This window comes from Kribbella pratensis (assembly GCF_004365355.1).
Lineage (GTDB): Bacteria > Actinomycetota > Actinomycetes > Propionibacteriales > Kribbellaceae > Kribbella.
The window spans coordinates 1-24309 of record NZ_SODP01000002.1; the positions used below are offsets into that span (position 1 = coordinate 1).

Sequence of the window (24309 nt, forward strand, 5' to 3'; positions counted from 1 at the left end):
AGCATCCGCAACGCGGTCGACTTACCCGAACCCGACGGCCCGACCAGCACCATGAACTCGCCGTCGGAGATATCGAGATCGAGTTTGTCCACCGCGGGGACGTCATTGCCCGGGTAGACCCGGGTAGCTCCCTTGAACGAGACAGTTGCCATCTTGCGCTTCCTCTCCTCCTTGACGTCCCGCACGGCCCGGTGCTCTCGTGTCCGGCGATCGGAACCGATCTCACCACTCGCGGCCGTCACTCGCCCCCGGGACTTCACTAGTCCCACCCGCGGGTTGAGGCTGCGGCACAGGTGAAACCCCGGGTGTTCCCGACGCCCGGCCCCGGGGGTCCACCCGTGGCGGCCTCGGGCTGCAAAATGCGGTGGCCGCGGCACGGTGGTGGACGTGACGACCTTCCTCCGCGACACCGAACCACCCTCAGAACCGCAGTTCGACGTACCCCGGCTGTACGGGCGCGCCGTGGAGTGCGCCCGAATGGACCAGTTGTTGCAGGACGCGTCAACCGGACGGGCCGCCGCACTGCGGGTGCTCGGCGAACGAGGCATCGGAAAGAGTTCGCTGCTGGACCACGTCGCTCGTCGTGCGGACGGTTACCGGGTGCTGCGAGCCCGCGGCGTCGCGGACGAACGCGACCTGCCCTATGCCGGCCTCCAGCTGTTGTGCGCTCCGCTGCTCGAGGAGCTGGAGCGGCTCGAGCCCGCTCAGCAAGCCGCTCTCTCCACGGCGATCGGCCTCAGCGGCGGCGAACCGCCGGACCGCCTGCTCGTGAGCGTCGCAGCGTTGAACCTCCTCACCGGCGCCGCCGAGCACCAACCGGTGTGCTGTCTGGTCGACGACGCGCACTGGCTCGACACTGCCTCCTTGCTGGTACTGGCCTTCGTCGTACGGCGCGCCGAGCGCAGCCCATTGCTGGTCGTCTTCGGCGAATGCGAGCGGCAGGACGTGCCCGAGCTCGACGGGCTTCCGGAGATGCGACTCGAAGCGTTGCCGTGGAGCGATGCGCACTCGGTGCTGCTTGCAGGCGCACCGGGGAAGATCGACGCCGCAGTGACCGAGCGGATACTGCTCGAGGCGCGCGGCAATCCGCGCGCACTCCTGGAGGCCGTCGACGGCACCACCGCGGCCGAGCTCGCCGGGGGCTATGCGATCCCCGCACCGCGCCCCGACTCCCGGCACCGAGACCATGACTGCGTACGGCGTGCGCGGCGCCTGCCGGCCGACGCGCGTCAGCTGTTGCTGACCGTCGCGGCCGAGCCGACCGGTGATCCGGCCGTGGCCTCGCGAGCGGCCGCCTGGCTAGGCGTGGACGCGCACGCCGCCGAGCTGCTCGAGGCGGAGAGCTTGCTGACCTTCGGGCCACGCGTCGTGTTCGGATGCGCCACGCTACGCGCAGCTGTCTACGCGGGCGCGACACCACCGGAGATCCGTCTCGCACACAGGGCTGTGGCCGAGGCCATCATAAGCGGTCCTGATCTCGATCGCCGGGCGTGGCACCTAGCACTGTCCACCGGCGGCCTCGACGACCGAATCGCAGCCGACCTGGAGCGGAGCGCCGCAGCCGCACAGGCACGCGGCGGCATCGCAGCGCGTGCTGCCTTCCTGGAACGGGCGGCCTTGGTCACGGCTGACCCCGCCGCCCGCGCCCGGCGCGCGCTGACCGCCGCGGGCGCCCAGCACGCAGCAGGCAGTCTCGACGCCGCGCAGCACCTGCTCAGCATCGCGGCGAGCGGACCTCCCGATCCGGCGCGGGAGGCGTACATCGGGTTCCAGCGGGCACGCATCGAGTTCGCCACTCGCCGCGATGACGCCGCCCCGCAGCTGTTGCTGGCGGCAGCCCGCCGTCTCCGGGCGTACTCGCCCGGGCTGGCCCGGCGCGCGCACCTCGAGGCCCTCGCAGCGGTGATGCTCTCGTGTCGCGGTCCGGCTGCCCCCGGCGTTCGGGACGTTGCACGGGCCGCACGCGCAACGACCGCCGAAGGATCCGCAGACCCGATCGACCTGCTGATCTCTGCGCTGGCAGCTAGGGTGCTCGACGGCCCCGGGGCTGCAGCCGACGCCCTGCGCCGGGCACTCACCACCTTCGGCGCAGACAGCCTGGACTCCTCGGCACGCGGATGGTCATGGCTGGCCGGCTGGGCCGCTGCCGACGGATGGAACGAGGATGCCTGGGCGGCGCTCACTGCCCCGGACCGTCATGAACGGCGTAATGGCAACGGCGCGGGACACGAGGGGTCGCCACCCGGCCATCCGTTGACAGGGGCTGCCCTGCTCGACGTCTTCCGTGGTCGCTTCCAGGCTGCGCAGGACGCCATCCCCCGCGGAGGCGCCCATGCCTTGGGCACAGGTTCCGCGCTGCCGAATCCTGCGTCGCTCTTACTCACCGCCTGGCAGGGAAATCAGGACGTCCTGCGTAGTGAGCTACCGGCAGTGTGCAAGCAGGCTCGGCAGCGCGGCGACTCACTGACGTTGACCGTCGCGCAACTGGCCGAGGCCGTACTGCACAACGGCGCGGGACACTACGAGCAAGCACTGGCGGCCGCCCGCGAAGCCGTCGAGGCCGATCAACTCGCGCTCTCCGGCTGGGCGTGCATCGAGTTCATCGAAGCGGCAACGCGCTGCGGGCAACGCGACGACGCCGCCGCCGCGCTGGCCCGACTCGGTGACCACGCCGATGCCGCGGCAACCCAGTGGGCCCTCGGTGTCCGGGCCACAGCACAAGCACTGCTGTCCGACGTACCGGTTGCAGAGCAGCTCTACCAGGAGGCAATCGACCGGCTGTCCAAAACCGGCATCCGTCTCCACCTCGCCAGGGCTCAGCTGCTGTACGGCGAGTGGCTACGCCGGCAGAACAGACGCGTCGACGCCCGCGTCTCGCTCCGAGCAGCCCACCAGACCTTCGCAGCGATCGGTGCTGAGGGGTTCGCCGTACGCGCACATGCCGAGTTGCTGGCCACTGGCGAGCGAGTCGGCAGACGCAGCCTCGAGCCCGGCCGCCAACTCACGACACAGGAGTCGCGGATCGGCTACCTGGCGCGCGACGGCCTGAGCAACTCCGAGATCGGCGCCCGCCTGTTCCTCAGCCCCCGAACCGTCGAGTACCACCTACACAAGGTCTTCGCCAAGCTAGGAATCACCTCCAGAACAGAACTACACCTCGTCCTGCAGACAACCACCACCGCCATGGCCAACAACGCCTCAGCTATCAGCACTCCAACCGCCGCCTGGGCCTAAGTGGTCAGCGGGCTGGCAGACGCCGGCGTGTCCGACGCGGTGGTCCCCCCGTACCACGGACAGTGGCTGACAGACATCGGCGTCTGACCATCGCCCCGGTTTTGGGGTACCGGAAGAGAGGGCTGGAGTACGGCGTACCGGTCGATGCGGTCCGGATCGGGCCGTGCCTACGATCGGGGGAATCGAGGAGACGTGCGGATGCGTCGTTGGATCGCGTGGAGCCTGGTTGCTCTGGTTGCGGTGGCTGGGTGCCAAGCCGGCGGACCTGCCGTGCGGCCGGCGCCGAGCGGACCAACCAGCTCCACGCCGGCACACCACGAGAGCTCTGCCGCGGCGACCCCGGTGGACGAGAACGCGAAGCCTGGGACCACGGCATGGCGCATCTCCGACCGCCTGCTGGCCGGCCCCCTGGAGCTCGCGGGCTATGCCGACCGAGTCAGCGTTCGCAGCGGTCAGTCGTTCCGGCTGTTCGTGACCTCGACCGCCGGCGCCTTCACCATACGGGCCTTCCGCCTCGGCTGGTACGGCGGAAGTGGCGCACGACTGCTCTGGACCTCGCCGGCGGTCCCCGGCCGGCCGCAGCCGGCGCCCACGGTGGCCGCGGACCGGATGGTCAGCACGCACTGGCAGCCCTCCCTCACCGTGCCGACAACCGGGTGGCCGGCCGGCGCGTACCTCCTGCTGCTGCGAGCTGCCAACGGCAAGGAGAAATACGTCCCGATCACGGTCCGCTCGGATTCGGCCCGCGGCGCGGTCGTCATCGTCGACGCCGTCAACACGTACCAGGCCTACAACCAGTGGGGCGGCTACTCGCTCTACAACGGGCCGGGGAATTCGTTCGCGACTCGTTCCCACCGCGTGTCCTTCGACCGGCCGTACGACCGCGACGGCGCACACTTCCTGCTCCAGTCCGAGCGGCCGCTGATCCAGCTGGCCGAGCACAGCGGCGTACGGTTGGCGTACTTGACCAGCGTCGACCTGGCCACCGATCCGGCTGCGCTCGCGGGCGCACGGGCGATGGTCTCGCTCGGGCATGACGAGTACTGGACGGTCGCGGCGCGGGCAGCCGTCACCAAGGCGCGGGACGCGGGCACGAACCTCGCGTTCCTCGGCGCGAACGCGGTCTACTGGCGGGTCCGCTACGAAGCGAGTGCTCTCGGCCCGAACCGAATCCTGGTCGGCTATAAGGACGCGGCCGCGGATCCGGTGAAGAACCAGCCGGACACCACGGTGAAGTGGCGCGGCAAGCCGTTCCCGCGACCGGAGAACTCGCTGACCGGGATGCTGTACGAGTGCTTCCCGGCCGCGGGTTCCTTCACGGTCCGCGATCCGGGCTTCTTCCTGTTCGCCGGGACGGGCGCGATCAATGGATCGACGTACCCGGGTCTGACATCGACCGAGGTCGACCGCGCCTATCCGATCGCAGGTACACCGCGCAATCTCCAAGTGGTGGCCCACTCTCCGGTGAGCTGCGGACCCACGGTCCACACCTTCTCGGATGCCACCTACTACACGGTCCCATCAGGAGCCGGCGTCTTCGCCACCGGCTCGATGGAATGGATCCCAGCGCTCCGTGGACCGGACTCGAAGGTCTCGCTGGGGTCGCCGGCGGCGGCGTTCGCACGGAAGGTGACACTGAACCTGATCCAGGCGATGGCCACCGGCCCCCTCGGCCGAAGTCATCCCGCCCACGCAAATCTGGCCACGCTGGGTACGTCGTCGTCGACGTCAACCGGCACCGGCGGAACGCTCGGCTGACCGTTCTGGCTGGATCACGGCTGAATGCACCGTTCAGCAAGGATTCAGCCCCTCGGTCCTACTGTCGGCGTCATGGCGGCAACGCTCGAGGCGATCGGGCCGGCGGCCGGATCTCGACGTACAGGGGCCTGAGGCAACGACTCGGCATCGCGCGGTCGCTGGTCAACGAGCCGGCCGTCGTTTCCTGGACGAGTCGACGCTCGGCCAAAGCCCGGATTCATCGATTCAGCCAAAGCCCGGATTCATCGATTCAGAAGGAGAACACTCTCATGATTGCTCGTCTCACCCGAGGCGCGCTGGCCTTGGCCGCAGCGGCCGTCCTCACGCTGGTGCCGACCGCGGACGCCTCCGCCCACAGCTCGTGTCCGCTGCCGGTCTTCGGTCCCGGCAGCCAGTACCACCCACGGATCAAACCTTCGCACTTCACTGCCGACGTCACCAACCCCTGGTACCCGCTGAAGGTCGGGCGGACGCTGGTCTACACCGGCACTCGCGAGGGCAGGACAGCGCTCGACCTCGTGGTCGTCACGTCGCGGACCCGGACCGTCGCCGGTGTCCGGACGCGCGTCGTCGAGGACCGGCTGTATCTCGGCAACACGCTGGCCGAGCGGACCAGTGACTACTTCGCGCAGGATCGGTGTGGAAACGTCTGGTACTTCGGCGAGGACACCGCCGAACTCGACAGCCACGGTCACGTGGTCAGCCGTGAGGGCAGCTTCCACGCCGGCGTCCGCGGCGCCCAGGCCGGTGTCTTCATGCAAGCGCATCCGGAGCTGGGCCGGAGCTTCCGGCAGGAGTGGTACCGCGGTCACGCTGAGGACGTCTTCAAGGTCGTCAGCCTGAACAGCTCTGCGACCGTCCCCTTCGGCGCGTTCCACCACGCGTTGCGAACGCAGGAGACCACCGCGCTCGAGCCCGATGCCCTTGACAACAAGTACTACGTCCGCGGCATCGGCGAAGTCGCCGAGCTCGCCCTGAAAGGGCCGGCCGAAGCTCTCCGCCTCGTCGAGATCATCGCCTGATCGAGGCCGGAATCACCGGAAACAGACGTGTAGACAAAGCTCTCAAGAGGTGGACACTCAGCGGAAGACGCCGGTGTGGCCCAGTGAGTAGCGGCCAGGTTGGGGGAAGACGGCCAGGCCGTGGGGGCCGCTGCCCACCTTGATCCGGGCGAGAAGTTTGCCGGTGGACAATCGGACGGCGTACACGACCCCGTTGTAGCGGCCGGAGACCCAGAGCACCGTCCCGTCGGGCGATACGCCGCCCATGTCCGGACTGCCGCCGCCCGGAAGGCGCCACTTGGCCACCAGTCTGCGGCTCGAGAAGTCGAGCAGGGAGATCGATCCCTCGTCGCGGTTGGTGATGATCAAGCGCCGGGAATCGCGCGTCACGTAGAGGCCGTGTGCACCCTTCCCGGTCGGGATGAAACCCTGCACAGCGAACGATCGCGCCGACAGGACCCAGACCCCGTCGCTCATCATGTCGGCGATGTAATAGACGGTCCCGTCCGGCGAAAGCTTCACGTCCTGGGGCATCGGTGGCATCTTGCCCGGCCGCATCGGCAGCCGCAGTACCTTCAGGACGCGCTCCGCGGCGGTGTCGACGAGGAGCAGCTGACCGGAGAACTCACACGAGACCACGAAAGTCCTGCCGTCTGCCGCGAAGTCCGCATGGTTCACGCCGGCACAGGGCGTAGGGACGGTCTTCTGGATCGCCATCGTGTGCGGGTTGCGGAAGACCAGCTGCCGGTCCGAGGAGGCCATCACGACGGCATGCTTTCCGTCCGGCGTGAAGTAGAGGTTGTACGGATCGTGGACGGCGATCGCCCGCCCCGGAAGCCCGGTCCGCGGATTGATCGGAGTCAGGCTGTTCCCCAGGTCGTTGTTCACCCACAAGATGCGCAGGTCGTACGACGGTACGACGTGCTGTGGCTCGTGCCCGACCCGGAACGTGCGCAGGACCTTGTACGTCCGCGGATCGATCTCGGTGACTGTGTCGCTCTTGCTGTTCGGCACGTAGATCCGCTCGGGGATCTTCCGCACCGCAGGCGCGAACAGCCCCGGCCTGTCGGCCGCCCAGACGTCGGTCGAGGACAGTGGCGCCGGCATTCCTGGAAGCAGAGTCCCGGGAAGCCGGATCCCTGGCGCAGCCGAGCCGCTGGCCGGCGGGCGGGTCGGCGTACTCGTAGCGGTCGTGAAGGCCGGCCCGGGCTCCGTCGTACCTGTGCAGGCCGAGCAGGCCAGCGCCGGTAGCAAGACGGCTACTCCGAACCACCTTCGGGGATTCATCCCAGCAACTCGGTCAGCGATACGGGCTCGAGTCGTTTCGCCGACAGCCCGGTGAGGATCGCGGGCAGGACCTCGATCGTGACGGGGTGACCAAGGTGGAGACTGACGATCGACCCCGGCTTGACGGTTTCGAGGACTGCCCGCCGTACCGTCTCGGCATCTGGGTCCCGCCAGTCCAGGCCGTCGACGTCGTACGAGACACAGGTGGCATAGCCCGCGGCCGTCGCGGCCGCGCGGATCACCGGTGTCGTCTGCTGGGTGCCCGACGCGCGGAACCAGCAGCCCGCGGAACCAGCGGTACGACGGAGCACGGCCGCGCAGTCGCCCACCTCACGCTGTGCCTCGGGAGCTGCGAGACGTCGCATCGCCTTGTGATGCATCGTGTGGTTTCCCAGATCGTGCTTGCCCTGCAGAACTCGTTGCGCCATCTCCGGATGACTCACGAGCCAGGTGCCCACGACGAAAACACTGATCCGCACACCGGCGCGCTCGACCTGGTCGAGGAGCGTGCGCGCCAGAGCAGGATCACCGTTGCCGTGAAAGGTCAACGCGACCTTGCGAACCGACCTCGGACCATGGCTCACCTCCGTCGCACCCCGGCGCGTGGTCGGCGTGGCCACCGACGGTTCGCGAGACGATTGATCGGTTGATGACGGGACGGGAGCATGGGCGCTCGGCGGGGTGGTTGCCTGCTTCTGATCGGAGCAGCCGGCCGCTGTCGCCCCGCCAAGCGCAGCCAGCGTCGAGCGCAGTACCAGCCGCCGATTCATGGACATGTATCCGAACCTACAAAGGCTGACCTGAGAAGCTACCTAGAGAACGTCAGCCGACGTGGCGGTCTTCTACTCGAGACCGAGGCCCCGGCGGCCGGTGTGGTTGAGGTCGGCCGCGGTGAAGCGGTTGGCCCAGTCGCGTTCGTAGTTCTCGTCGGGGAAGTCGCTGGGGCTGGATCCGGTGCGGAAGGTTTCGCGGACGGCAGCGGCGTACCGCTCGTTGCGAGGGCACCAAGGCGCGGCGGGGATGTACATGACATTGCCCCAGCCTTTCTGGTTCTGCACCGGCGCGACGCCGTGGATCATGTCGCAGTGCCACCAGACCGAGTCGCCGGCCTTGACATCGGGGATGCCACTGACAGCGCGCAACAACAACGGGTGCCAGGTTTCGCTGGCAGGAAACACCTGGTTCACGGTCACGCCGCACATGTCGTCCTCCGGCACGTCGGCCAGCAAGGGACGCAGCATCAGGTAGGCCATAGCTTCGGGGATGGGCACGGTATGCAGAACGCCCTGGTCGTGATCCATATCCGACAACGCGGTCCAGCCTTGGAACGTGCGGAACGCCGAGCACATCGTGCTACCGGGGTACTGCGATCCGTCGGTGCGGTAAGCGGCATTCCACGGGTCGTACTGATCGACGGTGCCGTCGAAGAGATGCCTGAACGCGTTCTGGCTCGACTCGGTCATCCACAGGTCCAGCGTGCCCGGGTCGAGGTGGGTCCCGAGGCCGCCGGAGTCGATACCGGGTGGGCGCCGCCGGATCCGGTCCGGGTACAGGGAGTCGCGGTTCGGGTCGAACCACTGCACGCCGTCGGACTCGTGGGTCCACTGCGCGTTCAGGAACGCCTGTACCCGGGCCATCCGGTCACTCTGCCGGGCCTGCATCTGCGCCGGTGACCAGTAGATCGGGTAGATCTCCGGCTTGGAACCGACGCTGCCGAAGAAGTCGTCGCCCGGACCTCGGTAGTTCTCGAAGAAGTGGTTGCTTTCGACGTAGTCGACGATGCCCTGGTCCCAAGCGACGGCCTGCTCGCGAGGGAAATGCCCACGGACCACCAGGCAACCCCTGCTGTGCAGTAGTTCCAGCGCTTGCGCGGATACAGTGCCGTTCTCGATGTCGGCATAGTCGATGACCGGCCAAACCGTCTCGCCGGCGCGCTTGGCCGCCTCGATCTCCTCGACGCGGGCAGCGATGCGCTGCTCGACGACGGCGAACACTTCCTCGACCGCCCGCCCCGACGCCTCGATCCGTGCGCGCAGGGCGGTCTTGATCTCCCGGATCGCGGCCTTCAGGTCGGCCGGCACTTCCTCCCAGTGCGGCAGCGGCGGCAACTCCGTGGACCTCTTACTCAGCGGAGCGGTGGTCATGGCACGCACCTTTCTAGGAAGCAGTGCTAACTAAAACCAGGCTAGAGCGCCTCCACCGATTTAGGCAACACTCCTGACTAGACTTCCTCTATGACGCCGGCCAAGCCCTCGCTGGACCTGCTCCGCTCGTTGACCGACGAGCATGTACTGCGTGCGCTGATGGCCGAGCGTCGGCTGACCCGCGCGGAGATCGCCGCACGGACCCAACTCTCCAAACCGGCTGTGTCCGACAGCGTGCAGCGATTGACGGAGGCCCGCCTCCTGCAGGACACCGGCGAGCGCACCACCGGCCGTGGCCGCGTCGGCACCTACTACGCGCTGGCCGACGACCTCGGTGCCGCCCTTGTTCTGAGCGTGGCCCCCGAGGGCGTCGTAGCCGAGGCCATCGACGTGTACGGCGAGGTCATCATGCGGGAGACGGCGCCGGTCCGGCGCCCGGCGCGGCCTCGCGAGGTCGCGCGGGTGATGCGGACCGTCGCCACCCGGGTGGCGGAAGGTTGCCGAGGGCATCTACGCCTTGCGGTCGTCAGTGCTGCCGATCCGGTCGATAGGTCAAGCGGTCGCCTCGTGCACCTTCCGGACGCTCCGTTCCTGCTGGGCGAGTTGTCACCGGTTGAGCTCCTGGCTCCGCTGGTCTCCGGGCCGGTCACGGTCGACAACGACGTACATTGGGCCGCCCGCGCCGAGCTCGCCTCCCCCGACGGCGACCATCCCGCCGATTTCGTTTACCTCTATCTCGGCGAGGGACTCGGAGCCGCTGTCGTCGCCGACGGCGAGGTACGCCGTGGTCACGCCGGTATTGCCGGTGAGATCGCGTACGTCGTGACGCGCGGACCGCGAGGACGCGCGACCACCTATGGCGACGTGTTCGCCGAACTGGGCCTGCGCCAGCCGAACTCCACAGCTATCGACGGGGCTGCACTCGTGCAGAGCATCGAGGCAGGCGGGGCGCGCGGGCGGCGCGTTCTGACCGCGATCGCTGATGCGACCGCCGGAGTGGTGGCCGCCGTAGTAGCTCTGGCTGACCCCGCGATCGTCATCCTTGGCGGCACCTGGGGCACCCGCCCAGCCGTCGTCGACGCCATCTCGCGCCACGTCGCCGCCACCCCGCGTCCGGCGCCCGTGCGAGTCGCACAACTGACATTCGAGCCGGCGGTCACCGGCGCCAGGCACCAAGCACTCAAGGACCTTCGGGAATCAGTTCTGGGTGGCAGGCGAACGGCTGCGGCCTCCCGGCTGGACCGAGATCAGCGCTGTGTGCACTGACGAGCGCTATCGCGGGCTCGGTCTCGGGCGCGCCTTGATGGAACGGGTGATAGATGGCATCCGCACGCGAGGCGAACAGCCATTCCTCCATGTCGCTGCAACAAACGCCGGGGCGATCCGCCTCTACAAACACATGTGCTTCCAACCACGCCGAACCTCGCAGGTAGGCGTATTCAGCCCAACGGGCTAACCCATCGGCGGGCGCTGAACGAACGGTGGCCGCGGATGCATGGTCAAACAGCAGGTCGACGCGATCGAGCAGGAACCTCGCGGGCCGCTCGGCTCCGGCGTGCGGTTGCAAACTCCCGCGACGGCAAACGGAGTACGTCAGTCGGATTGAAAGATCCGGTCATGAGAGTTTGCTGGCCCGGCTCGGGCTGACGCGAAGTGGTCTTGTGGGCGCCATGCGAGGCCAGGGCCGACGATGGGTCAGCGGCCCCGGAGCCGGTCGAGCCAACTGCCGCCCTGGCGCTCCGCCTTGGGGTGGCCGGGGCACCACTGGTCGGCGGGAACCATGGACTTGACCTGGCCGACGTGCTGACCGCAGCCGGCCCACGTGGTCTTCGAGCAGGTCTTGCAGGTGACAGGTCGGCACATGACGGTTCTCCTTGCGTGAGGGGTGGTTAGACCAAGAGAGGAAGTGCTTGGCTCGCGAGGAAGACGGCGAGGGCGACGGTCACGCGTGCGGTCCGACCAGTGGGAGGCCGGCCTTCGCGGCGTTCTCGAACTGGTCGTCGATCGCCACGAGCTCGCGCCCCACGGCGTCGAGGAATGAGGCCGCGATCGAGGCCCGGTATCCGGCAGCGCAGTGGACCCACACTTCTCCGGCGGGTACGTCGGCGATCCGTCGCGGCAGTTCGTGGATCGGGATGTTGATCGCGCCCGCGATCCGTGCCGAGCTGTGCTCCTCGGTACGGCGTACGTCCAGGACGACGACCTCGCGATGATGAAGTACCTGCCCGAGGTCCGCGAACGTGGCGGTCGGGAACGAGACGGGCTTCTCGGGACTCCAGTCCTCCGGACCGCCGGTGGCGTGGGCCGCGGGCCGGTCGATCCCGATCCGCACGAGCTCGCGCTGGGCCCGAGCGACGTCGTCCACGGTTTCGCCCAGCAGGGTCACCGGTGTCCCCCACGCGATCAGCCAGCCGACGTACGTCGAGAACGAGCCGTCGAGGCCGAAGTTCAAGGCGCCGGGCGCGTGTCCGGCCGCGAACGCGGTGCGGTTGCGCAGATCGACGACCCACTCGCCGGCGTCGATCCGGCGGCGCAGTTCTGCAGCGTCGGCCAGCTGGGGCAGGGTCAGGTCAGCTGCGCCGGGGCCTGCGCTGTTGGCCGGAGCCATGTGCACGTAGTACGCCGGCCAGCTTCCAAGGCCACCGAGCAGGTCGCGAACGTACTCCTCCTCGTCCTGGGTCAGCGCGGGATTCGAGCGTTTCTCGCGGCCGATGGTCGAGTCGGCCGCGTCGGACTGGGTCGCCGAGCAGAACGAGCCGAACCCATGCGTCGGGTAGACCTCGGTCTCGTCGGGCAACGCTTGCGCGAGTTTGTGGGCAGAGGCGTGCTGATGACGTACGAGCGCATCGGTGTTGTCGGCGCCTAGTAGGTCGGGCCGGCCGGTTGCGCCGTACAGCAAGGAACCTCCGGTGAAGACCGCGATCGGCTGATCGTTGTCGGTGAGCGCGTAGGACAAGTGGGTGAAGGTGTGGCCCGGCGTGTGGATCGCACGCAGCTGCATGCGGTCGCCGATCCGGACGGTCTCGCCGTCGTGGATCGGGGTGCGCTCGAACGAGACCGTGTCGTCGGCGTTGATCAGGTACGACGCTCCCGTGGCGCGCGCCAACGCGAGGCCGCCGGTCACGTAATCGTTGTGGATGTGTGTCTCGAAGACATGCGTCAGTCGTAAACCGTCGGCCCGGAGGATGTCCAGGATGCGGTCGATGTCGCGCTGCGGATCGATGACGAACGCCACTTCACCGTCGTGCACGAGGTAGCTGCGGTCGCCGAGCGACGGCGTCTCGATGGTTCGGACGGTCAAGCCGGTGACACTCGCAGCGGTGTCGATCTCGTGCATCAGATCCCCTTCACCGGTTCGGACGCTATCCCCCCAGGGGGTTATGACGGCTACCGTAGCATATCCCCCTGGGGGATACGATGGATGAGGTGGTGGAGGACGTGCGCGTCCGCCGGCCGACCGGATCCGATGGAAGAGAAGGGCTCTGATGGACCTCGAACCAACTGAGATCAAGCCGATCGTGACCCGGATGAAGCGGGCGCACGGGCACCTCGGCAGCGTCATCCGGATGATGGAGGACGGCGCCGACTGCGAAGCCGTCCTCACCCAGCTCGCCGCGGTGAACAAGGCGCTCTCGCGGGCCGGCTTCGCGATCGTGTCCACCGGCCTGCAGCACTGCCTGACGGACGAGGACAGCGACGTCGACATCGCCAAAATGGAGAAGCTCTTCCTGGCGCTGGCATGACACTGCCCGCAACGCAGTACGGCGGCCGACCGCGGTCGGGCGCAGCCGCCGTACGTGAAACTGCTGCCCTGCTCGGTGGTGTGCCGGGGTCGTTCTCGGCAGCCATCGGGGACTGTCGACGTGTAACCCCGCCGCATATCTACCAGGGGGCACCTCGGCGTGCACATGTAGCCGCAAACCCTTTGGAGGAAGCGATAGCTGCACATCCGACCCGGGTGGTCGCCCCGGCGAGCCCGCAGGCCTGGAGGGAGACCCCGAGATGTTTCCTGGTCCCCGGCGCCGCCGCCAGGGGCTGACCGGCAGGTCGGAAGCGCGAGACCATCAGGTACGGAGGCAGTTGATGCTGGACAGACTCGAGGCGATCCAGTTGGGCGGAGTCACGCAGTGGATCCGTGTGCGCTCCGACGATATCTCCAACCCCACCCTTCTCCTGATGCAGCAGGGTCCAGGGTTGCCGATCATCAACGAGGTACGCAATTACGAGCGTCTGCTCGGACTCGAAAGGCACTTCACCGTCGTCTACTGGGACCAGCGCGGCACCGGCCTGTCGGCACCGCCGATGCGCAAGCTGCCGAACCGATTCGAGATCAGCGCCGCGCGAATGATCGACGACACGGCATTGCTGCTGAACATGCTTCACCGCAGGTTCGGCCGGAAGACATTCATCGCCGGATTCTCGTTCGGCGCGACCTATGCGGTGCGCGCTGCCGTAAAACACCCGGACCTGGTGGCCGCAATTGTGGCGACTGGAATGGACATCAACGTTCCTGCAGCCGAGCAGCATATGCACGATTTCCTGCTGAACGCTGCACACGAACGCAACAGCCGGCGGGCCATCCGGCAACTGAAGCGCTTGGACCCACCTCCGCTTCTGGATGCGCGTCAGTTCGCCACCAGGGCGAGGTTGCTGGCCGACTTCGGCGGCGTCACAGTCGACCGGAACTTCAACGCTCTGATTCGCACGCTGCTGATGAGTCTGGTCCGCTCAGCCGACTACTCTGCCGCCGACACTGTCCGCACCATCCGCGGGATCAGCCTGTCGCAGGCCGCCTTGCTGCCGGAGCTCGCCACCACGGATCTTGCTCACTCCGCGCCTCGTCTCGAGGTCCCGATCGTCCTGGCGCAAGGCCGGCGCGACCAGGTCGCTCCCGGCGAGCTAACACAGCGGTACTACGAGTCGCTGGTCGCACCGAGCAAAACGCTGGTGTGGTTCGAAAAATCAGCCCACACACCGCAGTACGACGAGCCAGAGAAATTCAGCGAGCTGCTTCTGCACGTGAGAAGCGGCGAACTCATCCGGTAACGGACCTCAGCAGTGCGGCATCTCGTCCCGCGTGCACTGCCCCACGAGCCCGGGGATCGTGGTGTCTTCCATGCTCCGACCGGAGTCGATTTGGTTCGCGAGCGAAGCCTTTGTCACCGAGCGGTGCGCGGAGTTCTGAACGTCGACGATGCCGACGGGAGCCACCATGGTGAGGCCGGTGGCGGCCGAGGCCAGGGCTGCGAGCAGCCTGACTGCGTTCCTGATCTTCATATCTGCTCCCGATGTAGGGCTGGTGCGATGCACGGCGGTGTCGTGCGCGCTGACGTTCCTCGAAGCAATTCGCCGTCGGGCCGGGTCTCGGGCACCCACCTGGAGCCTTCCGGTGGAAGGGTCGGCGAGTATGCGACCGGGCACTGTCTTTCGACCTGATGCGCGCTTCGGTTTACGGCTGGGTGATTGGCGTGACAATGATCTGCGGATCGAGCACGGCCGGGTAGGTTGATTCCGTGATCGGCTTTGCCGGGGCCGTCAGCAGGATTCGCCCGTTGCCATAGCGGGCCGGAACAGCCGAAGCGCGGCCGTTGGCGTCGATCCACGTACCGTTGCCGTAGTCAACGTTTACGCCGGCGTGACGCAGCAACAGCCCCATGCCGGTCACACCGGCTAGGGATTTCAACATGTTCTACCTTTCAGGAATTGCTGTCTCGCTCCGACGAGTGCCCTCTGTTGATGTCGTAGGCAACGAATACGTGGTGCCGGCCAGACGGGTCCGGCCGGCAGCACGGCGTAGAGAGCGGTCAGCCCGTGGTCACGCCGATGAAGACTTGGGCGGGTGGGTTCGGTCCGATGTAACAGAAGCGCTCGAACAGTGGCGCCCCGGGGAAGAAGGCCGGCCGGGTGGTGCCGAAGATGGCGGCGAGTTGGGGTGCGGTGAGTGATCCGACTCCTTCTCGCAGCGCGACCACAGCACTCGGATCACCGCATTCGGCGGTCGTGTGGCCCGCCTTCACGAACAGCAGCGTGGAGTCGGGAGTTCCGACCACCGGGTAGGTCAACTGGATAACGTGGCCGGCGGGAAGCGCCAGGATCGGGTGCGGCCAGCTGCCCGCGTAGGCCGCGAAGCCGTTGTCGGGCGGCTGCTGGTCGAACTGCCATTGGCCGGTTCCCATGAACGGAGGGATGTTGGTCGGCTTGAGGGCGGCGATCGCGGGGGTGGTGTTGTCCTCCATGACCTGGCCGGAGTCGAACCGGTTGCCGAGCGAGTCGGCGGTGACGAGGTGGTGGTCGGTGCTGCGCTGGTAGGCGATCTCCCATCCACCGCTGCCGTCACGGTCCTGGGCGATGGCGGGACTGCTGCCAGGTGCCGCGTTGAGGCCGGCGCCGATCGGGTGGCCGCCCCCGTTGATGTCTACCCACACGGAGTTGTCAGCGGCCACGAAGGCCATCTCGAAAATATTGGTACGCCCTACGTGCGAGACCGACGGACTCGTGTTCGGTGCCAGAACCGACGGTGTCACGTCGAGGGGGCCGTTGGAGCTGGCGGTCACCAGGTGGCCGGTGGTGTCTTGGTAGGCGAGCTTCCAGTGGTTCCCGGTGCTGACGTTGTCGGTCGCGATCGAGGGGCTGGTGCCTGGCGCGACCGGGTGGGTGTCGATGGTGAACGCAGCGTGGCCGGTTTCCTTGCCATGGACCAGGTGGTCGGTGCCCACCCAGGCAGACACGAACCCTCCCAGGTCGGGGTCGAGGGCTGCGACGGACGGCGTCGTACCGGGCAGGATGGCGCCCTCGGTGAACCCGCACTGTGGCTGCACGCCGACAGTGAGATTGACGCCCGACTCCTGACCCGACTCGGCCCACGCGACCCGCACCTGGCCCTTCGCGTCCACCGCGATACCGGTCCCCGTGCCCGGCATCTCCGGGACCGGGTTCGGACTGCAGTTCTGCCGGAACTGCTGCCCGCCGGCCGCGGAGTTCGCGATCCACAACGTGTGGTCGGCCGCCTGGAAACTCTCCTCGTAATTCCCGTCGGCAAGCGCGACCACCGAAGGGCTGGACTGCGCGTCCATGAACGACGGCGACACGTCGATCAGACCCGGCGAGACGTGCACCAGGCGGTGCGCGGAATTCTGGAAGTCGACGATGAAACCCTCGGGTGTGGCCGCTGCTTGTGCAGTCTGCATACCGATCGGCACGACAGTGATGCCGATCGAGGCCGCCGCCAGCGCCGCGATAGACCTGGCGGTTCTCGTTCTGCTCAATTCTGCTCCAGATGCTAGAAGATCCTGTGCGGAACTCACATCCGGCGTACGACGGTCCCCGAACCACCCACACCGGCACCCGTCCATAGGCTGGCGAGTTACATCGCAACGCGTCTCTTCCCGACCGTGTAACCGCCCGCCCTATCAAGAGGTGGACTTCATCCGAAGCAAGAGGTCATGTCCTGAAAGGTGGAATATGTCGGGAATCCGCACACGCATCGGGCGACGCAGCATTGTTGCCGCCGTCATCGTCGCCGGTGTCAGCGCCCTCGGAAGTACCGCCGACGCCGTTCCGGCCGGCAGCGTCGTCGCGCGGTACTCCGCCGACGGCCACACGCAGATCGATGTCACCAGTGGCCGGATCAAGATCACGGCCGCAGGTTCCGCGGTTTACCTGCAGACCGTCGGGGCGTGGACTGGAGACAGTCTCACGACAGTGCGAGGTCAGCTCACCGAGACAGTTCAGACAAGCGCCAACAGCGCCGAGCAGAGCTGGACACTGGACCACGCCCCAGCGGCGCCGGGCGACCTGACGATCGCCGTCGCCGCCACCGGCCTCGACCTCGCCGGTACGACCGACACGGGCCTGCTGCTGCGCCGTACCGGCGACATGAACGTCAGCTACAGCAACGGCACTTGGATCGACGCCGACGGCCACGCAACCGCAGTGCCGGCCCGCTACGTGAATGGCCAGATCCTGCTGACGGTCCCAGCGAAACTCATCACGGAATCGACCTACCCCGCCGTGCTCGACCCGCAAATCATCGTCACCCCGATCACCTGATCAAGTCAGGCGAACAGCTCACGCAGATTGGTGAATTCATATCGAAGAACAACCTCGGTCGCATCCTCCGACTTGGAGCGGCGGCATTGACCGTCGCAGCATCTGTGGGGCTCAGCGCTCTGGCGCAAGTTCAGGCAGACGGCTCCGGGACCACGAACCGCGGCGTCACGAACGTGCTCGCCGACCCCACGAACGGAAAACTCAACGTGGGTTCGTGAGACCGGCGGGTGAATAGCCGGCGGCGTCGGCTTGGGCTCAGCCCAGGTCCGACCGCCGCCGTCACCGTCTGACCGCAGCAGATGCCGGGGTCTCGGTCGCGCGTGATCGCCGGGGCGTCCGCGACTGGTCACGTCGCTTTCGACTAGCACTCGCCGCCCCCCCGCCACGCGAGCCCCATCTTCACCGCGGCTCACAGGGTCAAGCACCTTCGCCGAGTACGGTGCTCGTACTGCGGCCGAGACCGCGTAGCGGTCGACGCCACCGCCGAGTTGCTCGCGCGTGAACGAGGCAGCCCAGACAGCTGGCCTCGTCCTCCCAGTCACCCGTCAAATCGCAGCGCGCCGGTTGGCGGATCTCGTCCTCGACGCATTCCGTGAGCAGATGGGGCGGATCCAGCCCGGTACGACGAGGCAGCTGAGAGTGCCAGATCGTCCGTGCCAGCGCCTCAGCAGCACCACCCAGCGGACCTGGCGTCCCTTAGAGTTCGGCGACGCGGATGCCTTCGAGTTGTAGCGTCAGATGACGGCGCCAGTCGGCGCTGCCTGACATGTTCGCCATTGCGCCGCGGGTGATGAGGACGAAGTCGTCGGGGCGGAAGTCTGCGCGGAGCAGGCCGGCGTCGACGGCACGCTGCACGACCCGCTCGACGATCGCCGCGAATGCGGTCTTCTCGGCGACGATGTCGCCCCAGGCCGCCTCTTCCGGACCCAGGATCGCCAACCGGAAGGCCACATCCGGCTCCGCGGACTCCAGGTACCCCAGGAGGAGAGATTCGAAGGCGGCCCAAGGGTCGGCGAGCTCCTCGGCGGCGCGGGCGAGACTGGTCATCGCTTCGAACCGGCGGCCGATGATCGCCGCTCGCAGCGCCCGCTTGTCGGCGAAGTGCCGATACAACGTCCCGACGCCGAGCCCGGCCCTGGTCGCGATCTCCTCCATCTGAACGTTGTCGCCTCGCCGGGCGAACAGCTCGCTGGCCGCGTCGATCACGGACTCCCGGTTACGTCGCGCATCGGCGCGCAGTGATCGTTCGGGAGCAGACATGGTCATCTCACTGTAGTTGACGAAGCGGCAGGCCCCGGAGGTATATTCGGAACCGGAATTCCGATTCCTATTACGGAGGTTTCATGATCGTCGTCACTACACCGACCGGGCGGATCGGCAGCCAACTCGTCACTCGGTTGCTCCAACTGGGCAGCGATGTCCGCGTCATCGTTCGCGACGCATCGCACCTCGACGAAGCGGTGCGCGAGAAGGTCGAGGTCTTCGAGGGGTCGCATGCGGACGCGGCCGTGCTGGACGAGGCACTGTCCGGCGCTGACGCGCTCTTCTGGCTCGTACCCCCGAATCCGGCAGCGCCGAGCGCCGAGCAGCACTACCTCGCTTTCGCCAGGGCGGCGGCCACCGCGATCCGCCGCCACGACGTCCGCCACGTCGTCGGCGTCAGCAGCGCGGGACACGGATGGTCCGCCCCTGCCGGCGTGCTATCCGCTGCGTTCGCGATGGACGCCGAGCTGGCTGCATCGGGCGCTGCATACCGAGCACTGTCGCTGCCCTTCTACATGGAGAACCTGCTGGGCCAGATCGACGCGATCAGTGAGCGCGGCGCGTTCTCCCTGACCTGTGCTGCGGACCAGCCGCTCGCCATGATCGCCACACGCGACATCGCCGAACATGCCGCCGACCTGCTCACCAACCTGTCCTGGGCCGGCCAGGAGAACCTGCCGCTGTTCGGACCCGACCGCCTCACGCCGGACGCTGCAGCCCAGGTGATGAGCGAGGAGCTCGGACGACCGGTCGTCTACCAGCACATTGCCATGGACGACTTCGCGGCCATCCTCCGTGCACGCGGGGCACACGACCAGGCGATCACGGACACTGTAGAGATGTTCGCCGCCCAGGACCACGGCATCTATGACGCAGACTGGCGTACGGCGACCATCGGCTCCACCAACTTCCGCACCTGGTGCCGCGAGGTCCTCAGACCTGCAGCAGAACGAGCCACCGAGCGCGCGGCCAAAAGCGCCTAGAAGAGTGCATCAGACGGGAGCGAGTACGGCCGGTCGGTCAGTCGGCTGTCTCACCCTAGTGATCACCGAGCCAGTCGAGAATCGTCGCCAGCAACCAGCCGTGGTGTGACAGATGGACATCGTGGCCGGCTTCGAACGCCTCGCGATACTCACCGCGAGGGATGGCGTCGGCCATGTCGCGGACCATGTCAGGTGGGCAGAACGGATCGTAGGTCCCTGTGATCATTAGCGTCGGGCAGGTGATGAGCGCGGCTCGTGATCGACTGACATCACCGCCCGCGTCGACGATCCCGCCCAGTGCCCCGGCCCAGCTTGCCGCCATGATCCGCGCGTTGTGTACGCCGTACGCCTCGACCAGGTACGCGGCCAGCGCTTTCAGGGGCTCGATCGGTTCATCCACAAGGTGCGCCAGTCGGCCGAGCATGCCCGGCGAGGTCACCACTTGACCGGCCGCGCCCCAGGTGACTGCCGACAAGGCGCGACCTGGTTCGAGTGCCGCCATCAGCAGTGCGTTCTCGCCGCCGTCGCTGAAGCCGACGAAGTGTGCCGCCTCGACCTCGAGTGCGTCGAGTACGCCGAGAAGTGCTCGGGCGTCGTCCAGGTAATAGCTCGCGGTGTAGTGCCGAGGCTGGGGCTGGGAGCGCCCGGATCCCGGCAGATCGACTGCGATCACGCGAAATCCGGACGCGAACTCACGGCGCAAGCGATCGAGATCTGTGATGCTGCCGCCCCAGCCCGGCATGAGCACCACGGTTTCGCCGCGGCCGGTGTCCTCGTAGTAGATCTGCCGTCCATCCGGACCGTGCCAGGCCATCGCAGTCCTTCCACTCAGGGGCGCAGCAGCCTACAACGAGCAGGCGTGCCCTCAGGGCGGATTGAACTTAGCGAGCCGGACGTCCCACCGGCAGCCGCGACTCAGGTCGACAGCAGGTCGGCCACCTCCGGGAGGATCTGATCGACCGGGCCGCTCAGGCCGCATTCCATTGCCAGCCAGCCGTCGTACCCGATCGCGTGCAGGGCTTCCAGGGTCTCGGGCCAGTCGTAGTGACCGGCACCAGGCTCCAGGCGGTTGCTGTCGCCCAGCTGGACGTGGCCGATCATCGGGCCGGCCTTCCTGATCGACTCGCCGATCCGGGCTTCCTCGATCGACATGTGGAAGGTGTCCGCGGTGATCATTACCCCGGGTGATCCGACCTCCTCGATCACGGAAGCCGCGTCGGCCAACTGGTTGATAACGAAGTCCTCGAACCGGTTCAACGGTTCCAGATAGACCTTCGTACCCACGGACTCCGCGTGCTCGCCCAGCTCACGCAGAGCCTCGACCAGTGCCGCGCGGGAGTCCTCGACCGACCGGGGTGGAGTGAACGGCGGCAACCGTCGGGAGAACAGGCCGAAGGCGTGCGGCGAGACGATGCCGGTGCCGCCCGCTGCGGCGATCGTGCTCAAGTGGATCTTGAGCTGCTCGATGGCATCCCGGCGTAGGCCGGCATCGAAATCACCGATGAAATGGTCCATGTGTACGACGGCGGTCGGCATCAGCACACCGGCGTCGCGGGCCCGTCGCAGTTCGTCGATCCGAGCACCGAAGATGCCGTCGCCGCGGGCAGACAGTTCGATACCGTCGAAGCCGACCTTTCTGACGAAGGTGAACTTCTCCTCCAACGTCTCGCCGGGCAGGGTCATCTCGGCAGCTGCGAGCCGGAAGCTCATGCGGTTACCTCCTCGTCGAAGCTGAGCACGACCTGCAAGGCCTCTTCCGGACGCTCGTCAAGCATCCGGAACGCCTCTGTGGCTTCAGCGATCGGCACTGTGTGGGTAATCAGATCAGTAACGTGCAGCCGCTTCTCCGAGGCGAGCTGGATCGCTGTCCTCGCCAGTCGGTCGTAGTCCCACCGATGCTGCACCGTCGGCGCGACCCCCGAGATCTGCGAGCAGACCAGCGCCACGCGGTTGTGATGGAACTCCTCCCCCAGCCGCAGGCCGATCCCGTCGCCCTGCATGAAGCCCGCGACGCAAACCCTCGAGCTGTACGCGACCGCCCGTACTGCCTCGTGCAAAGCGTGATAGCTGCCCGACACCTCCAAGCACACATCGGCGCCGCGGCCGTCGGTGAGGTCGCGGATCCGCTCCGCCACACCGCCCTCGGCAGGATCGATCACGTGATCGGCTCCGAGGTCCGAGGCCAACTGACGCCGGGCCGGAAGGTTGTCGACAGCAATCACCCGGCCGCCGTTCAGCCGGGCCAACTGAGCCGCCAGTTGCCCTGGTACGCCGAGGCCGAAGACGGCCACCGTCTCACCGATGTGAATGTCGGCGTCGAGCACCAGATTCAGCGCGATCGCGCCGATCTGGCTGAAGATGCCGACCCGCGGATCGACGGTGGCGTCCAGGATCCGCTGCGCGGCCCAGTCAGCCTTCTTCACCGTGTGGCTGCGATGTCCCCACGTTCCCCAGACGACGTCTCCGACGTTCACACCCGCAGCGCCGGCACCGAGCGACACGACCTCACCTACCTCCTCGTATCCCCACCCGTCCACGGGGTAGCTGATCGAGGTGTCGCCGTCGACGAAGAGCCGGGACGAGTCGTCCCATCGCTTGTTCAGATAGGGATTGCTGCCGCGGTACGCCGTGAGCTCGGTGCCCGCGGAGATTCCGGAGTACAGGGTGCGAATCAGGACCTCGTCCGGTTCGAGAGTGGGCTCAGCGTCGGGGACGACCTCCGCGACACGGGGCGAGCTGAATCTGACCAGGGATGGCATTGGTCTCCTTCGAGTTCGGCAACGATGACGGCGCGGTCAGCCTTTGACGGCGCCGGAGAGGAAGCCCTGCGTGACCTGCCGCTGCAGGATGACGAAGATCGCGATCACCGGAACGATGGTGATCAAGGTGCCGGCCGCCAGCGGCCCGATGTCCATCGAGCGACCGCCGGTGAAGTTGTAGAGACCGGCCGTGAGGGGCCGGTATTTCCCACTGGGCAGGTAGAGCAACGGCACCAGGAAGTTGTTCCAGTTGCTCAGGAAGGTGAAGACCGCCAGCGCGGCGGCGCCCGAGCTCACCAGCGGCATCATCACCTGCGCGAAGATCCGGCTCTCGGAGGCGCCGTCGATCCGCGCCGCCTGTTCCAGTTCTTCGGGCAGATCGGAGAAGAACGCCCGCATGAAGAACGTCCCGAACGACAGATTGGTCGAGATCAGCACCAGGTTGGCACCGACCAGACTGTCCAGTAGCCCCATGGACCGGAGCTGGAAGTACAACGGGATCATGTACGTGAAGAACGGCACCAGCAGACCGAGTACGACGAGGTAGAACAGGACCGTCCGTCCCGGGAACGGCAACCGCGCGAAGGCGTAACCGGCCATCGTCGAGATCACGATCACGACGACCGTACTGGGCACGGTCAGCAGCACGCTGTCCCACAGATAGCTGCTGAATCTCCCGACAGTCCAGGCCGATCGTAAGTTCTCGAACGAGAACGACGAGAACAATCCGAACGGGTCGCTCCGAACATCCTGGGGTGTCTTGAGTGCCGTCGAGATGATCAGCACCACCGGGAACAGCGTCAGCGCCGCCATCGCCACCAGTACGACGTGGCGCACCGCGAGACCGGTGGTCCGGCGGAAGACATGCCGGCGGAGCTCCGACTGTTCCGCGGACTCCGTACGACGGGACACCGCGACAGGCATCTCGACCATCAGGCCCCCAGCCCTTGCAGCGAAAGCCGACGCTGAAGCCGGTTCAGCATGATCGTGAACGGCACCGCCAGGACCGTGATCAGCAGGGCGAGCACCGTGCCATAACTGATCCGGTTGAGCTGGAACGCGCTCGAGTACGCGTAGGTGCCGAGCACTTCGGTGGCGTCCGCCGGCCCGCCGCCGGTCATGATGAAGATGATGTCGAACACGCTGAACCCGCCGACCAGAGTCAGCGTCAGCACCATCAGGAAGACCGGCATGATCTGTGGCAGCAGGATGTGCCACAACCGCTGAGCGGCGTTCGCCCCGTCGATCCGCGCGGCATCGACCAGTTCCACGTCGACGTTGCGCAGTGCGGAGAGGATGATCATCGTGACGAAACCACAGGTCGCCCAGATCGCAGTCGCCAGTACCGCGTAGATTGCGGTCTTCGGATCCCCGAGCCAGCCGCGGGTCATGCTGCCGAGACCGACGGCCCCGAGCGCACGGTTGATCCAGCCGTTGACGGGATCGTAGATCCATCCCCAGACGATGCCGATGGCAACCCCGGGCAGCATGAACGGCAGGAAGAACAGCAGCCGGTAGACCGCCGCGCCGCTCCGGCCGGACCAGATCACGACGGCGACCAGCAGCCCGATGATCATCGGACTGGCGGTGCCGATCGCGATCCAGATCGCGTTGTTGCCCAGCGCATGCCACGTCGCGGCATCGGTGAACATCTCGGTGAAGTTGCTCAGCCCGACGAACGGCGGGGTCGGATCGAGACCGTCGAAGTCGACGACCGCGTAGTACAGCGCGTTGAGCATCGGGAACACGAAGAACACCGCGGTGACGACCGCGACCGGCAGCGCCAGCAGTAAGCCGAGGCGCGCCTGGGCCCGGCGGGTCACCGGAGGAA

The 24309-nt window shown here is 67.1% G+C and carries 24 protein-coding genes; 9 read left to right on the plus strand and 15 right to left on the minus strand.

The features are described from left to right. Positions 1-152: ATP-binding cassette domain-containing protein (locus EV653_RS16395; protein ID WP_134104330.1), on the minus strand; the 152-nt coding region annotated here is incomplete at its 3' end. A gap of 235 nt (positions 153-387) precedes the next feature. Between EV653_RS16395 and EV653_RS16400 the strand changes: the two genes are divergently transcribed. From EV653_RS16400 to EV653_RS16410, 3 genes are all read left to right on the plus strand, one after another. After that, complete coding sequence (locus EV653_RS16400) at positions 388-3234, plus strand: helix-turn-helix transcriptional regulator (protein WP_134104332.1); 2847 nt, start codon at positions 388-390, stop codon at positions 3232-3234. 198 nt (positions 3235-3432) lie between these two features. Then, positions 3433-4992 (plus strand): N,N-dimethylformamidase beta subunit family domain-containing protein, encoded by a 1560-nt coding sequence (locus tag EV653_RS16405; protein ID WP_202871699.1) that lies wholly within the window; start codon positions 3433-3435, stop codon positions 4990-4992. A 269-nt stretch (positions 4993-5261) separates the two neighbouring features. After that, on the plus strand, positions 5262-6014 hold the full coding sequence (locus EV653_RS16410; RefSeq protein ID WP_134104334.1) for a hypothetical protein: 753 nt from the start codon (positions 5262-5264) through the stop codon (positions 6012-6014). Positions 6015-6071: 57 nt separating this feature from the next. Here EV653_RS16410 and EV653_RS16415 read toward each other — a convergent pair whose 3' ends face one another. The 3 genes from EV653_RS16415 to EV653_RS16425 all read right to left on the minus strand — a co-directional run bounded on the left by EV653_RS16415 (position 6072) and on the right by EV653_RS16425 (position 9424). Next, positions 6072-7100 carry a YncE family protein gene (locus tag EV653_RS16415; RefSeq protein ID WP_202871700.1) on the minus strand — a complete coding sequence of 343 codons (1029 nt, stop codon included), beginning with the start codon at positions 7098-7100 and terminating at the stop codon, positions 6072-6074. 176 nt (positions 7101-7276) lie between these two features. Continuing rightward, entirely contained in the window at positions 7277-8056 is a 780-nt protein-coding gene (locus EV653_RS16420; protein WP_202871701.1) for a polysaccharide deacetylase family protein, read from the minus strand. Between the two features lie 66 nt (positions 8057-8122). After that, positions 8123-9424 (minus strand): DUF1479 domain-containing protein, encoded by a 1302-nt coding sequence (locus EV653_RS16425; protein ID WP_134104338.1) that lies wholly within the window; start codon positions 9422-9424, stop codon positions 8123-8125. 90 nt (positions 9425-9514) lie between these two features. Here EV653_RS16425 and EV653_RS16430 point away from each other — a divergent pair, with 90 nt between their 5' ends. Both EV653_RS16430 and EV653_RS42590 read left to right on the plus strand, forming a co-directional pair. Beyond that, positions 9515-10690 carry an ROK family transcriptional regulator gene (locus EV653_RS16430; RefSeq protein ID WP_134104340.1) on the plus strand — a complete coding sequence of 392 codons (1176 nt, stop codon included), beginning with the start codon at positions 9515-9517 and terminating at the stop codon, positions 10688-10690. Beyond that, on the plus strand, positions 10680-10880 hold the full coding sequence (locus EV653_RS42590) for a GNAT family N-acetyltransferase (protein WP_305000368.1): 201 nt from the start codon (positions 10680-10682) through the stop codon (positions 10878-10880). The genes EV653_RS16430 and EV653_RS42590 overlap by 11 nt, the downstream gene beginning before the upstream one ends. Before the next feature lie 239 nt (positions 10881-11119). Here EV653_RS42590 and EV653_RS41180 read toward each other — a convergent pair whose 3' ends face one another. Together EV653_RS41180 and EV653_RS16440 are read right to left on the minus strand one after the other, a co-directional pair. Further along, positions 11120-11287 (minus strand): hypothetical protein, encoded by a 168-nt coding sequence (locus EV653_RS41180; protein WP_166679457.1) that lies wholly within the window; start codon positions 11285-11287, stop codon positions 11120-11122. 79 nt (positions 11288-11366) lie between these two features. Continuing rightward, a complete protein-coding gene (locus EV653_RS16440) occupies positions 11367-12761 on the minus strand; it encodes an MBL fold metallo-hydrolase (RefSeq protein WP_134104342.1) in 1395 nt (464 codons plus the stop codon). Positions 12762-12909: 148 nt separating this feature from the next. Here EV653_RS16440 and EV653_RS16445 point away from each other — a divergent pair, with 148 nt between their 5' ends. Together EV653_RS16445 and EV653_RS16450 are read left to right on the plus strand one after the other, a co-directional pair. Then, positions 12910-13167 (plus strand): metal-sensitive transcriptional regulator, encoded by a 258-nt coding sequence (locus tag EV653_RS16445; protein ID WP_134104344.1) that lies wholly within the window; start codon positions 12910-12912, stop codon positions 13165-13167. 340 nt (positions 13168-13507) lie between these two features. Further along, positions 13508-14470 carry an alpha/beta fold hydrolase gene (locus tag EV653_RS16450; protein ID WP_166679458.1) on the plus strand — a complete coding sequence of 321 codons (963 nt, stop codon included), beginning with the start codon at positions 13508-13510 and terminating at the stop codon, positions 14468-14470. A gap of 6 nt (positions 14471-14476) precedes the next feature. Here EV653_RS16450 and EV653_RS16455 read toward each other — a convergent pair whose 3' ends face one another. The 3 genes from EV653_RS16455 to EV653_RS16465 form a co-directional block, all read right to left on the minus strand. Continuing rightward, the gene (locus tag EV653_RS16455) at positions 14477-14701 is read right to left on the minus strand and encodes a hypothetical protein (RefSeq protein WP_134104348.1); all 225 of its coding nucleotides are present in this window, start codon (positions 14699-14701) and stop codon (positions 14477-14479) included. 172 nt (positions 14702-14873) lie between these two features. Further along, entirely contained in the window at positions 14874-15110 is a 237-nt protein-coding gene (locus tag EV653_RS16460) for a hypothetical protein (RefSeq protein ID WP_134104350.1), read from the minus strand. 118 nt (positions 15111-15228) lie between these two features. Then, a complete protein-coding gene (locus EV653_RS16465) occupies positions 15229-16689 on the minus strand; it encodes a hypothetical protein (protein ID WP_134104352.1) in 1461 nt (486 codons plus the stop codon). Between the two features lie 196 nt (positions 16690-16885). Here EV653_RS16465 and EV653_RS16470 point away from each other — a divergent pair, with 196 nt between their 5' ends. Further along, positions 16886-17473: a hypothetical protein gene (locus EV653_RS16470; RefSeq protein ID WP_134104354.1), complete on the plus strand. Its 588-nt coding sequence runs from the start codon at positions 16886-16888 to the stop codon at positions 17471-17473. Between the two features lie 696 nt (positions 17474-18169). On the opposite strand, the gene EV653_RS16475 is transcribed toward EV653_RS16470, so the two are convergent. Beyond that, positions 18170-18733: a TetR/AcrR family transcriptional regulator gene (locus tag EV653_RS16475; protein ID WP_134104356.1), complete on the minus strand. Its 564-nt coding sequence runs from the start codon at positions 18731-18733 to the stop codon at positions 18170-18172. A gap of 83 nt (positions 18734-18816) precedes the next feature. Here EV653_RS16475 and EV653_RS16480 point away from each other — a divergent pair, with 83 nt between their 5' ends. Then, positions 18817-19719: an NmrA family NAD(P)-binding protein gene (locus EV653_RS16480; RefSeq protein WP_134104358.1), complete on the plus strand. Its 903-nt coding sequence runs from the start codon at positions 18817-18819 to the stop codon at positions 19717-19719. 55 nt (positions 19720-19774) lie between these two features. Here the strand turns inward: EV653_RS16480 and EV653_RS16485 are convergent, their stop codons facing one another. The 5 genes from EV653_RS16485 to EV653_RS16505 all read right to left on the minus strand — a co-directional run bounded on the left by EV653_RS16485 (position 19775) and on the right by EV653_RS16505 (position 24301). Next, complete coding sequence (locus tag EV653_RS16485; protein WP_134104360.1) at positions 19775-20533, minus strand: alpha/beta fold hydrolase; 759 nt, start codon at positions 20531-20533, stop codon at positions 19775-19777. A 101-nt stretch (positions 20534-20634) separates the two neighbouring features. Next, positions 20635-21429: a sugar phosphate isomerase/epimerase family protein gene (locus EV653_RS16490; protein ID WP_134104362.1), complete on the minus strand. Its 795-nt coding sequence runs from the start codon at positions 21427-21429 to the stop codon at positions 20635-20637. Then, a complete protein-coding gene (locus EV653_RS16495) occupies positions 21426-22478 on the minus strand; it encodes a zinc-binding dehydrogenase (protein ID WP_134104364.1) in 1053 nt (350 codons plus the stop codon). The genes EV653_RS16490 and EV653_RS16495 overlap by 4 nt, the downstream gene beginning before the upstream one ends. A 36-nt stretch (positions 22479-22514) precedes the next feature. Beyond that, the gene (locus tag EV653_RS16500) at positions 22515-23411 is read right to left on the minus strand and encodes a carbohydrate ABC transporter permease (protein ID WP_134104366.1); all 897 of its coding nucleotides are present in this window, start codon (positions 23409-23411) and stop codon (positions 22515-22517) included. Next, positions 23411-24301: a carbohydrate ABC transporter permease gene (locus EV653_RS16505; protein ID WP_166679459.1), complete on the minus strand. Its 891-nt coding sequence runs from the start codon at positions 24299-24301 to the stop codon at positions 23411-23413. Before EV653_RS16505 ends, EV653_RS16500 begins: the two co-directional genes overlap by 1 nt. Positions 24302-24309 lie beyond the last annotated feature (8 nt).

Coding starts and splice junctions, on each gene's coding strand:
- EV653_RS16405 (WP_202871699.1), top strand. CDS start 3,433: ATGCGTCGTTGGATCGCGTGGAGCCTGGTTGCTCTGGTTGCGGTGGCT.
- EV653_RS16410 (WP_134104334.1), top strand. CDS start 5,262: ATGATTGCTCGTCTCACCCGAGGCGCGCTGGCCTTGGCCGCAGCGGCC.
- EV653_RS16415 (WP_202871700.1), bottom strand. CDS start 7,100: ATGCCGGCGCCACTGTCCTCGACCGACGTCTGGGCGGCCGACAGGCCG.
- EV653_RS16420 (WP_202871701.1), bottom strand. CDS start 8,056: ATGTCCATGAATCGGCGGCTGGTACTGCGCTCGACGCTGGCTGCGCTT.
- EV653_RS16425 (WP_134104338.1), bottom strand. CDS start 9,424: ATGACCACCGCTCCGCTGAGTAAGAGGTCCACGGAGTTGCCGCCGCTG.
- EV653_RS16430 (WP_134104340.1), top strand. CDS start 9,515: ATGACGCCGGCCAAGCCCTCGCTGGACCTGCTCCGCTCGTTGACCGAC.
- EV653_RS41180 (WP_166679457.1), bottom strand. CDS start 11,287: ATGTGCCGACCTGTCACCTGCAAGACCTGCTCGAAGACCACGTGGGCC.
- EV653_RS16440 (WP_134104342.1), bottom strand. CDS start 12,761: ATGCACGAGATCGACACCGCTGCGAGTGTCACCGGCTTGACCGTCCGA.
- EV653_RS16445 (WP_134104344.1), top strand. CDS start 12,910: ATGGACCTCGAACCAACTGAGATCAAGCCGATCGTGACCCGGATGAAG.
- EV653_RS16450 (WP_166679458.1), top strand. CDS start 13,508: ATGCTGGACAGACTCGAGGCGATCCAGTTGGGCGGAGTCACGCAGTGG.
- EV653_RS16455 (WP_134104348.1), bottom strand. CDS start 14,701: ATGAAGATCAGGAACGCAGTCAGGCTGCTCGCAGCCCTGGCCTCGGCC.
- EV653_RS16460 (WP_134104350.1), bottom strand. CDS start 15,110: ATGTTGAAATCCCTAGCCGGTGTGACCGGCATGGGGCTGTTGCTGCGT.
- EV653_RS16470 (WP_134104354.1), top strand. CDS start 16,886: ATGTCGGGAATCCGCACACGCATCGGGCGACGCAGCATTGTTGCCGCC.
- EV653_RS16475 (WP_134104356.1), bottom strand. CDS start 18,733: ATGTCTGCTCCCGAACGATCACTGCGCGCCGATGCGCGACGTAACCGG.
- EV653_RS16480 (WP_134104358.1), top strand. CDS start 18,817: ATGATCGTCGTCACTACACCGACCGGGCGGATCGGCAGCCAACTCGTC.
- EV653_RS16485 (WP_134104360.1), bottom strand. CDS start 20,533: ATGGCCTGGCACGGTCCGGATGGACGGCAGATCTACTACGAGGACACC.
- EV653_RS16490 (WP_134104362.1), bottom strand. CDS start 21,429: ATGAGCTTCCGGCTCGCAGCTGCCGAGATGACCCTGCCCGGCGAGACG.
- EV653_RS16495 (WP_134104364.1), bottom strand. CDS start 22,478: ATGCCATCCCTGGTCAGATTCAGCTCGCCCCGTGTCGCGGAGGTCGTC.
- EV653_RS16500 (WP_134104366.1), bottom strand. CDS start 23,411: ATGGTCGAGATGCCTGTCGCGGTGTCCCGTCGTACGGAGTCCGCGGAA.